This window comes from Novosphingobium sp. (assembly GCF_049240505.1).
In the GTDB taxonomy this organism is placed as follows: Bacteria; Pseudomonadota; Alphaproteobacteria; order Sphingomonadales; family Sphingomonadaceae; genus Novosphingobium.
This window is the reverse complement of record NZ_JBMLSM010000138.1, coordinates 1-9,399: the sequence shown is the minus strand read 5'-3', so window position 1 is coordinate 9,399 and position 9,399 is coordinate 1. Positions and strand designations below refer to the sequence as shown.

General features: G+C 63.6%; 9 protein-coding genes and 1 pseudogene. 5 read left to right on the top strand and 5 right to left on the bottom strand.

Annotated elements, in window-relative coordinates; translation table 11 throughout:
• Positions 1-233 (top strand): annotated as a pseudogene (locus ACOVQ0_RS11605) (branched chain amino acid aminotransferase); the annotation flags it as partial.
• Positions 234-353: 120 nt separating this feature from the next.
• Here ACOVQ0_RS11605 and ACOVQ0_RS11600 read toward each other — a convergent pair.
• Positions 354-1,790 (bottom strand): OprO/OprP family phosphate-selective porin, encoded by a 1,437-nt coding sequence (locus tag ACOVQ0_RS11600; RefSeq protein ID WP_421884560.1) that lies wholly within the window; start codon positions 1,788-1,790, stop codon positions 354-356.
• A gap of 189 nt (positions 1,791-1,979) precedes the next feature.
• Here ACOVQ0_RS11600 and ACOVQ0_RS11595 point away from each other — a divergent pair, with 189 nt between their 5' ends.
• Positions 1,980-2,888 carry an SDR family NAD(P)-dependent oxidoreductase gene (locus ACOVQ0_RS11595; protein ID WP_421884557.1) on the top strand — a complete coding sequence of 303 codons (909 nt, stop codon included), beginning with the start codon at positions 1,980-1,982 and terminating at the stop codon, positions 2,886-2,888.
• Positions 2,889-3,039: 151 nt separating this feature from the next.
• Here the strand turns inward: ACOVQ0_RS11595 and ACOVQ0_RS11590 are convergent, their stop codons facing one another.
• Genes ACOVQ0_RS11590 through argH form a run of 4 tightly spaced genes read right to left on the bottom strand, consistent with a single transcriptional unit; the run spans position 3,040 to position 6,743 of the window.
• Positions 3,040-3,813, bottom strand: coding sequence for an NAD(P)-dependent oxidoreductase (locus ACOVQ0_RS11590; RefSeq protein ID WP_421884553.1), 774 nt, complete (start codon positions 3,811-3,813; stop codon positions 3,040-3,042).
• 3 nt (positions 3,814-3,816) lie between these two features.
• Positions 3,817-5,076 carry a diaminopimelate decarboxylase gene (gene lysA / locus ACOVQ0_RS11585; protein ID WP_421884549.1) on the bottom strand — a complete coding sequence of 420 codons (1,260 nt, stop codon included), beginning with the start codon at positions 5,074-5,076 and terminating at the stop codon, positions 3,817-3,819.
• 9 nt (positions 5,077-5,085) lie between these two features.
• A complete protein-coding gene (locus tag ACOVQ0_RS11580) occupies positions 5,086-5,337 on the bottom strand; it encodes a hypothetical protein (RefSeq protein ID WP_421884546.1) in 252 nt (83 codons plus the stop codon).
• On the bottom strand, positions 5,334-6,743 hold the full coding sequence (gene argH / locus ACOVQ0_RS11575) for an argininosuccinate lyase (RefSeq protein WP_421884543.1): 1,410 nt from the start codon (positions 6,741-6,743) through the stop codon (positions 5,334-5,336). The genes ACOVQ0_RS11580 and argH overlap by 4 nt, the downstream gene beginning before the upstream one ends.
• A gap of 19 nt (positions 6,744-6,762) precedes the next feature.
• Here argH and ACOVQ0_RS11570 point away from each other — a divergent pair, with 19 nt between their 5' ends.
• The 3 genes from ACOVQ0_RS11570 to ACOVQ0_RS11560 form a co-directional block, all read left to right on the top strand.
• Positions 6,763-7,338, top strand: coding sequence for a TlpA family protein disulfide reductase (locus tag ACOVQ0_RS11570; RefSeq protein ID WP_421884541.1), 576 nt, complete (start codon positions 6,763-6,765; stop codon positions 7,336-7,338).
• Positions 7,339-7,435: 97 nt separating this feature from the next.
• Positions 7,436-8,575, top strand: coding sequence for a phosphoserine transaminase (locus tag ACOVQ0_RS11565; RefSeq protein ID WP_421884538.1), 1,140 nt, complete (start codon positions 7,436-7,438; stop codon positions 8,573-8,575).
• 113 nt (positions 8,576-8,688) lie between these two features.
• Positions 8,689-9,399, top strand: a 711-nt coding sequence (locus ACOVQ0_RS11560; protein ID WP_421884535.1) for a hydroxyacid dehydrogenase, incomplete at its 3' end; no start/stop codon positions are given.

The window sequence follows — 9,399 nt, the reverse complement described above, 5'->3', positions numbered from 1 at the left end:
ATTCGATCGACCAGTGGCAGGCCGATGCGGAAAGCGGCAAGCTGCTCGAGACTTTCGCCTGCGGCACCGCAGCGGTCGTCACCCCGGTGGGCAAGGTCGCCAGCCACAGCGGTGAATTCACCATAGGTTCCGGTGGCCCCGGCCAGTTGACGCAGAAGCTGCGCCAGAAGCTGGTGGGCATTCAGCGCGGCGAGATTCCCGACACCCACGGCTGGGTAAAGCGCATCGCATAAAACCCAATCCGCACACACACCTTGCGCCCCCGCGCAGGCGGGGGCCTCAGTGTTGTTACGGAAGATTGGCATAAACCGACTGAGTCCCCCGCCTGCGCAGGGGACGCAAGGTGCTGCGCGTCAGAAATCGAACTGCGCGCGCATCCCTACGACATCGGCGCCATAGCTGGTGTCCGTGCCGGCCGCCACGGCAGCGTTCTTCAGCCACAGGTGGCCATAGTCGAGAATGAAGCGCACGTAATCGGTCGGCACCCATAGCAACGAGGCACCGGCCAGTTGCTGCCGCCCGCCGATGATTCCGTTGTCGTTGAGATCCAGCCAGTCGTAGCGCACGTTGACTTGCAGCGCGCCCAGCCCGCCCTTGTCGATACCGTTCTTCGGCTTGATCCGGGTCCAGGTCCCTTCACTCGCCTTGTAGGGCAGCGTATCGCCCTTCGTCAGGAAAAGCCCCGCTTCCACATAGCCGCCATTGAACGTGGGATCGGCAATCGCGCCGGGACGGTTGACCTTCATCCACTGTGATTCCGCCGTGAAGTGCAGCGGGCCACCCGTCCAGCCAAGTTCCAGCCCATAGTTGGTTTCGGAAATTGCACTGATCGCCTTCGTATCGACAAAGCGCAGATCGGTGGTGTGCGTAAACGGCCGCGCACGATACCGAACCGTGGCCGCCCCATCGTTCAGATCGTGATAGTGCGCCGATCCACCGATATGCGCCTGACCGCCCAGCAGCTTGGGCTGCAGGGCAAAGCGGCCATCGATGGAATAGCTGTTGTCGGTATCGGCGTTCAGGTCGGTTACGTTGTCAGAGAAGACGCCGACCTGCGCCAGCACCATGCCCTTCTGATACTGCGCCGAAAGCCCCAGCCGCCGCTCGAACCCGAAGGCGGTGTTGAATGATGCGCGCTCCATGAAGCTGGTGAACAGGTCGGATTCGGTATCTTCCATCGATTCGAACGGCTTGTGCTGGCCAATCGTCAGCGTCAGGTTCTTGATGCCGGTATAGTTCAGGTAGATGTCGGTCGGATCGATGCTACTGTTGGCGATATCCGCCTCGATGCGATAGCCGAAGTTCCCCGGAATGGTGCCATCGAAGCCGAAATAGGCGCGGCGGAATTCGGTTGCCAGGCCAAGGCTTTTGCTGCCGATGGCAGACGGGGCGGAAACCGATGCGGTATCGATCTGCAACCGGCCACGCGGCTTGAAGCTCCACTTGCCTGCGGCGGGATTCTTCGGATCAACCGCCGTTTCGATCTTCGGCCCGCCATCCCAGCCGATTGCCACCGGTGGCTTGGCGCTCACTGTCTGCGCCGGAATGGCTGCCACGGCGCTGGCGGTCGCATCGGCCTTGGCTTGTGCTTGCGCAAGTTGGTCCTGCAAGGTGGCGATCTGGGTCTGCGCCTGCTGCATCTGGGCCTGCATGGCCTGCATTTGGCTTTGCATCTGCTGAAGCTGCGCCTGCATCGCTATCAGGTCAGATTCGGGCGCAGCTTGTGCCGGAACGGCCCAACCGGCCGCACAGACAAGAGCAATGGTCGAGATACGGGTCGCAGGCGTCATGGCTGTTCCTTGGCTCCGATTCGTCGGATTGCGGCCAAATATGTCTGTTGTGTTACATTTTGTTGACGCTCGTTTTGCCAATTTATCACGGCCCGTGCGACGTTGCCGTATGGTTGCCTTGTGGCCCGTGTCGTGGCATCGCTGACACGCATGTTAATCGCCCGATTAGCGGGGCACGGAGACATCTACATGAGCATTTCGTTCGAAGGCCGCGTCGCGATCGTCACTGGCGCAGGTGGCGGGCTGGGTCGTGCCTACGCGCTCGAACTGGCAAAGCGTGGCGCGAAAGTGGTGGTCAACGACCTGGGCGGATCACGCGATGGCACTGGCCATTCTGACGCCGCGCTCAAAGTGGTCGAGGAAATCGAGGCTGCAGGCGGCGAAGCGATGTCGAACGGTGGCTCGGTCAGCGAATACGAACAGATGGTCGAGATGGTTGCCCGCGCCAAGGAGCGCTGGGGCGGCGTCCACGTGCTGATCAACAACGCTGGCATCCTGCGCGACAAGAGCTTCACCAAGATGGACCCGGCGGACTTCGAAATGGTCGTGCGCGTCCACCTGATCGGCTCGGCCTTCGCCACCAAGGCCTGCTGGGATCTGATGCGCGAACAGAACTATGGCCGCATCCTGATGACCGCATCGTCCACCGGACTGTTCGGCAACTTCGGCCAGGCCAACTATGGCGCGGCCAAGCTCGGCCTCGCAGGTCTCACCAAGACGCTCTACCTTGAAGGCGCGAAGAACAACATCAAGGTCAACACGCTGGCCCCCGTCGCCGCCACGCGCATGACCGAGGATATCTTCCCCGAAGAAGCCTTCAAGCTGTTCGGCCCCGAAAACGTCGTCCCTGCCGCGCTCTTCCTCGTCTCGGAAGACGCCCCCACCAACGCCATCGTCGGCGCAGGCGGCGGCGCCTACCACGGTGCGTGGGTAACCATGAACAAGGGCGTCCTCCTCGCCACCGGCGAACGCACGGTCGAAGGCTTCGCCGCCAAGTGGGACACGATCAGCGACCGCACGGGAGACTTCGCCCCGCAATCAGGTGCAGAGCAGAGCCAGGTGATTATTGGGCAATTGCAGGCGGCGATGAAGGGGTGAACGATAAAATCCTCCCCGTTTTTGCGAAGCACAAATGGGGAGGTGTCGGCGGCGTAGCCGATGACGGAGGGGCAGCAACCCCTCCACCACCAGCTTCGCTGGCGGTCCCCCTCCCCATTTGCACCTGCGGTGAAAATCGGGAGGATTTGAACTAGGCTGACCGCAGCACCACCACGATGCCGCCTTCAGGTTCCACCGAGTTGGCGGACACCCGCACCGCATCTGCCCGCGCGCGCGACAGGATTTCCGGCGCTACGTCAGCGTCATGCACCACCACATCTGCTTGCCCGAGCAGCCGCGCCGCGCGCAAAGTCAGGTCTTCAGGATCGTTCGAGGTCAGCGTGATCTCGAACCGCCCAGACCGCCCTTCCGCGCCCTCGGCCAACCACGCGCCGACTTTGGCCTCGCTCCCGGCGCGGAACAGGTCAAGTTCGCCCCCTTCATCCAGCGCCGCATCCAGCGCGCGCCTGCGGTCGGCCACCGAGGACCACCGCGCCCGCATCCCGTCGCGCGCTTCTTCCAAAGCTCGCGCCAAGGCACCCAGCCCTTGCGGCAACAACCGCTCCAGCCGCAGGCGCAGGATCTTGGCCAGCCCCGCCGAGGCCCCGCCCGTGCCCACCGCGATCAGCACCGGGTCACGGTCCAAAATCGAAGGCGTGGTGAAATCGCATAGCTCTGGCCGGTCGACCACGTTGACCAGCAGCCCCGCGCAGCGCAGCCGGATCGCATCGCCCTCGGCCATCGCGGGATTGTCGTGCGCGATGAAGGCCAGCCGCGCGCCGTCATCGATCCCGGCACTGATGTCGCGGTAGATTACCCCTCCCGCACGCTCGATCAGGCGCTGCTTGGCCGCAGCGGCATCCCCCTCGCCCAGCAGGATCACTGGTTGCCCCGCGATGCGGTGGAAGAGGGGGAGCGACTGCATGGCTTACTTGAGGAAGGCCGGCACGCGTTCTGCCGCAAGTATCGTCGCGGGATCGATGCGGTCTGCCACAACGGCCCACTTGTCACCATCCACCATCACTTCGGGCACCAGGGGCCGCGAATTATAGGTGTTGGCCATCGTCGCGCCATAAGCGCCAGCGGTGCGAAACACCGCCAGATCGCCGCGCTCCACCTTGTCGATGGAGCGCGCCATCGCGAAGGTGTCCGAGCTTTCGCAGATCGGGCCGACGATGTTGGCGACCACAGTTTCGCCCTTCGGCTCCACGGCCACGAAATCGTGCCACGCATCATAAAGCGCAGGGCGCGCCAGATCGTTCATCGCGGCATCGACCACGACCCACGGATGGCTCGCGCCTTCCTTCACGCGGATTACTTCCGTCACCAGCACGCCGGTGTTGCCGGTGATCACGCGGCCCGGTTCGAACATCAGCGTCACGCCCCAGTTGCCGGTCACGCGCGCGACCATTGCGGCATACTCTTCTGGCTGCGGGAACACTTCGCCCGCCTTGTAGGGCACGCCTATCCCGCCGCCGAGGTCCATGTGCGTGACGGTATGGCCCGCCGCACGGATTTCTTCCATCAGCCCGCCAACCTTGGTGAAGGCGGCTTCCAGCGGCTCCAGCTTCGAAAGCTGGCTGCCGATATGCAGCGTCAGACCCCGCATGTTCAGCCCCGCCGTGCCAGCCAAACGGCCATAGATCGCGGCTGCCCGGTCAAACGGCACGCCAAACTTGTTCTCCGCCTTGCCGGTGGAAATCTTGCCATGCGTTCCGGCGTCCACATCGGGGTTCACGCGCAGCGCGGCAGAGGCCACCTTGCCCATCGACGCGGCGATTTCGGCCAGTTCCAGCCCTTCTTCCTCGCTTTCGAGGTTGAACTGCCCGATCCCAGCCTCGATCCCTCGGCGCATTTCGGCAGCGGTCTTGCCGACGCCGGAAAACACGATGCCATCGGGCGCCATGCCAGCGGCCAGCGCGCGCTCCATCTCGCCGCCCGAAACCACGTCCGCGCCATAGCCCTCTGCGGCCAACACTTTCAGCACCGACAGGTTCGGGTTGGACTTCACCGCAAAAGCGATCTTCGCGTTGCGCAGAATGCCCAGAGCATCGCGGAACACGCGAGCATGGCGCGTCAGCGTGGCGCGAGAATAGACATAGACGGGCGTGCCGACTTCAGCCGCAATCACCGGCAGGGGCACGTTTTCGGCGTGCAAGACGCCGTTGTTCAGTTCAAAATGGTCCATTGCGAAAACTCAAATCTCAGGAGGCAGATCGAAAGGATCGTCTTCACGATCCTGCGAGCGGCGACGCGGCTCGACATTGCGCGCAGGGACTGCCTGCGCGGGAGGTTTGAGCAGGTCATCAGCGCCCGGCTGCACCTCGCGGCCATAGGGGATCGGCGGTGGCGTCTGATCGGGCGCCAGCTTCAGCTCCGCCCGATTGCCGCAGGCCCCAAGGGCAAGCGCGGCCAGCGTAACGGCCAGGGATGTGCGCAATACGCTCAAGCCGATTCCTCCAGCCCCAGCGCCACGCGCGCTTCGGCCACGCGCTTCCTTACCTCGTCCGGCGCGGTTCCGCCATGACTGCATCGTGCGGCCACGCTCGCTTCCACCGAAAGCGCGGCATAGACGCGATCGTCGATGCGCGCGTCGATGGCCGTAAAGTCTTCTATCGAAAGCTGGTCGAGCGCAATGCCGCGCGATTCGGCCAGCTTGACCGCGCTGCCGGTGATGTGGTGCGCTTCGCGGAACGGAATGTTGGCCTGCCGCACCAGCCAGTCGGCCAGATCGGTCGCCGTGGCATAGCCAAGCTCTGCCGCAGCGCGCATCCGGTCGGTGCGGAATTTCGCCTCGGCCACCATCCCGGTCATTGCGGCAATGGACAGGGCGAGCAGGCTGGCGGCTTCGAACACCGGCGGCTTGTCGTCCTGCATGTCCTTTGAATAGGCCAGCGGCAGACCCTTCATCGTGATCATCAGTGCGGTCAGGCAGCCCACGATCCGCCCCGAATGCCCGCGCACGAGTTCGGCGGCATCGGGGTTCTTCTTCTGCGGCATGATGCTGCTGCCGGTCGAAAGACTGTCGGGCAGCGTGACGAAACCGAAAGGCTGGCTCGCCCAGATGATGAACTCCTCGGCCAGCCGCGAAAGGTGCAGCGAGCACTGCGCGGCGGCCATCAGGTAATCGAGCGCAAAGTCACGGTCCGACACCGAATCGAGGCTGTTGTCGGTCGGCCGATCAAATCCCAGCGCCTCCGCAGTGCGGAAGCGGTCGATGGGAAAGCCGGTGCCGGCCAGCGCCGCCGCGCCCAGCGGGCTCCGGTTCATGCGCACCCGCGCATCGGCAAACCGCGAACGGTCACGCCCGATCATTTCGTAATAGGCCATCAGGTGGTGGCCCAGCGTCACCGGTTGCGCGGTCTGCAAATGCGTGAAGCCCGGCATGATGCTGCCCGAATGCTCGCCTGCGCGGCTGACCAGCACCACCTGCAACTGCTTCAGGCCATGCTCTGCCTGATCCATCGCATCGCGCACCCACAGGCGGAAGTCGGTCGCCACCTGATCGTTGCGACTGCGCGCGGTGTGCAGACGCCCTGCCGCCGCGCCGATCAGTTCGGCAAGGCGGCTTTCGGTGGTCATGTGAATGTCTTCGAGATCCCAGTTCTCGGGAACGCCATTGGCTTCATACTCGGCGGCGACCTGATCGAGACCGCCAGCAATCAGCGCCGCATCCTCTGCCGAAACGATGCCTTGCGCCCCCAGCATGTCCACATGGGCCTTTGACGCGGCGATGTCCTGCCGCCACAAGGCCTTGTCGAAGGGAATCGAGGCGTTGATTTCGCGCATGATTGCGGAGGGACCGCCTGCGAAGCGCCCGCCCCACATCTGGTTGGAGCCTGAATTGTCGCTCATGTCCGTCCGCCCGTCCTCAATGTCGCTCAAGTTGCTTCTGCTGGTCCCGGCACTCGCCGTCGCCGGGTGCGATAGGCAAGCCGCGCCCGACTCGCAACCGCAGACCGCCGCTACGCCATCGGAAAGCGCCGCGAAGGGAGAATTCAACGGCACGCTCGACATTGCCAATCGCGGAAAGGCCATGCCTGATTTCAGCGTGACCGATCCTTCGGGCAAGACGCTGAAGCTGACCGACCTCAAAGGCACGCCGGTTCTGGTGAATCTCTGGGCCACATGGTGCGGCCCGTGCGTGCTGGAAATGCCGATGCTGGATAAACTGGCGGCAGACAACGCGGGGCACTTGCGCGTCCTCACCGTCTCGCAGGATATCGATGGCGCGGCCAAGGTCGCGCCGTTCTATGCCGAAAGGAAGTTTGCCCAACTCGAACCGTGGCTCGATCCCGAAAACAACCTCGGCTTCTTCTACGAAACCGGAATGCTGCCAACGACCGTGCTCTACGACAAGGACGGCAAGGAAGTGTGGCGGATGATCGGTGCGCATGACTGGTCCGGGCCGAGGACAACGGCGATGCTGGCCGATACGTTGGCGAAATAGCTCCAAACATCATTTGACATTCTGATGAGCAACATTAGAGCGGCCGGCGGGCCACGCGGTCCCAACGCCGCGCGTGCTCTCTGTAAGGAGAGACTACATGTCTGCTACGATTCCGGCTCGCAAGCCTGCGCGCCCTTTCTTCTCATCCGGTCCCTGCGCAAAGCCGCCCGGATATTCCCCCGACAAACTCGCTACCGAATCGCTGGGCCGGTCACACCGCGCCAAGATTGGCAAGACGCGCCTTCAGTACAGCATCGACCTGATGCGCGAAGTGCTGCAACTGCCCGACACGCACCGCATCGGTATCGTTCCGGGGTCTGATACCGGCGCTTTCGAAATGGCGATGTGGACGATGCTCGGCGCTCGCCCCGTCACCACGCTGGCCTGGGAATCGTTCGGTGAAGGTTGGGTCACCGATGCGGCCAAGCAGCTCAAGCTCGATCCCACGATCCTGCGCGCAGACTATGGCCAGATCCCCGATCTGAACGCGATCGACTGGTCGAACGACGTGCTGTTCACCTGGAACGGCACCACGTCGGGCGTCCGCGTCCCCAACGCCGATTTCATCCCGGCAGACCGTGAAGGTCTTTCGTTCGCAGACGCCACCTCGGCCGTCTTCGCCTACGATATCGACTGGTCGAAGATCGACGTCGCAACCTTCTCGTGGCAGAAGGTTCTGGGCGGCGAAGGCGGCCACGGCGTGTTGATCCTTGGCCCCCGCGCGGTCGAACGGCTTGAAACCTACACGCCTGCATGGCCGCTGCCCAAGGTGTTCCGCCTTGTTTCCAAGGGCAAGCTGACCGAAGGCGTGTTCAAGGGCGAAACCATCAACACCCCGTCGATGCTGGCCGTCGAAGACGCCATCTTCGCGCTGGAATGGGCAAAGGGCCTTGGCGGGTTGAAGGGTCTGCAGGCGCGCAGCGATGCCAGTGCCGCCGCGCTCAACAAGATCGTCGAAGAGCGTTCGTGGCTCTCGCACCTCGCCGCTGACGAAGCGACCCGGTCGAAGACCTCGGTCTGCCTGTCGGTCGAAGGCGCGGATGCAGACTTCATCAAGAAGTTTGCCGCCCTCCTCGAAAAACAGGGCGCAGCCTACGACATCGCCGGTTACCGCGATGCCCCCGCAGGCCTGCGCATCTGGTGCGGCGCGACCGTCAACGCCGAGGACATTGCCGACCTCGGACCGTGGCTCGACTGGGCCTACGAAGCGACCAAGGCCGAACTGGCCGCGGCCTGATTTTCCGAGACTGCGCCCCCGCGAAGGCGGGGGCCTCCCTCGGCACGCAACCACCTTCGCGTAACAACACTAAGGCCCCCGCCTTCGCGGGGGTGCACGGATTGGATCGAAACATGACCAAGCCCAAAGTCCTCATTTCCGACAAGATGGACCCCAACGCCGCCCGCATCTTCACCGAGATGGGCTGCGACGTGGACGTGATCACCGGCGAAACCCCGGAACAGCTGATCGCCCGTATCGGTGAATACGATGGCCTCGCCATCCGTTCGTCGACCCGCGTGACCAAGGAAATCCTCGCCGCCGCAACCAACCTCAAGGTCATTGGCCGCGCTGGCATCGGGGTCGACAACGTCGATATCCCGGCCGCATCGGCGCAGGGCGTGGTGGTGATGAACACCCCGTTCGGCAACTCGATCACCACCGCCGAACACGCCATCGCCATGATCTTCGCCCTCGCGCGCCAGATCCCCGAAGCCAATGCGCAGACGCAGGCTGGCCTGTGGCCCAAGAACGGCTTCATGGGCGTGGAAGTCACCGGCAAGACGCTGGGCCTGATCGGCGCTGGCAACATCGGTTCCATCGTCGCGTCGCGCGCTCTCGGTCTCAAGATGAAGGTCGTCGCTTTCGATCCGTTCCTGACGCCCGAACGCGCCATCGAAATGGGCGTGGAAAAGGCCGATCTGGAAACGCTGCTGGCCAAGGCTGATTTCATCACCCTGCACACCCCGCTGACCGATCAGACCCGCAACATCCTCAGCCGCGAAAACCTCGCCAAGACCAAGAAGGGCGTGCGCATCGTCAACTGCGCGCGTGGTGGTCTGATC

Bases quoted from the DNA above. Each gene is read 5' to 3' on its own strand.
- ACOVQ0_RS11600 (WP_421884560.1), bottom strand. From the start codon at position 1,790: ATGACGCCTGCGACCCGTATCTCGACCATTGCTCTTGTCTGTGCGGCC.
- ACOVQ0_RS11595 (WP_421884557.1), top strand. From the start codon at position 1,980: ATGAGCATTTCGTTCGAAGGCCGCGTCGCGATCGTCACTGGCGCAGGT.
- ACOVQ0_RS11590 (WP_421884553.1), bottom strand. From the start codon at position 3,813: ATGCAGTCGCTCCCCCTCTTCCACCGCATCGCGGGGCAACCAGTGATC.
- lysA (WP_421884549.1), bottom strand. From the start codon at position 5,076: ATGGACCATTTTGAACTGAACAACGGCGTCTTGCACGCCGAAAACGTG.
- argH (WP_421884543.1), bottom strand. From the start codon at position 6,743: ATGAGCGACAATTCAGGCTCCAACCAGATGTGGGGCGGGCGCTTCGCA.
- ACOVQ0_RS11570 (WP_421884541.1), top strand. From the start codon at position 6,763: ATGTCGCTCAAGTTGCTTCTGCTGGTCCCGGCACTCGCCGTCGCCGGG.
- ACOVQ0_RS11565 (WP_421884538.1), top strand. From the start codon at position 7,436: ATGTCTGCTACGATTCCGGCTCGCAAGCCTGCGCGCCCTTTCTTCTCA.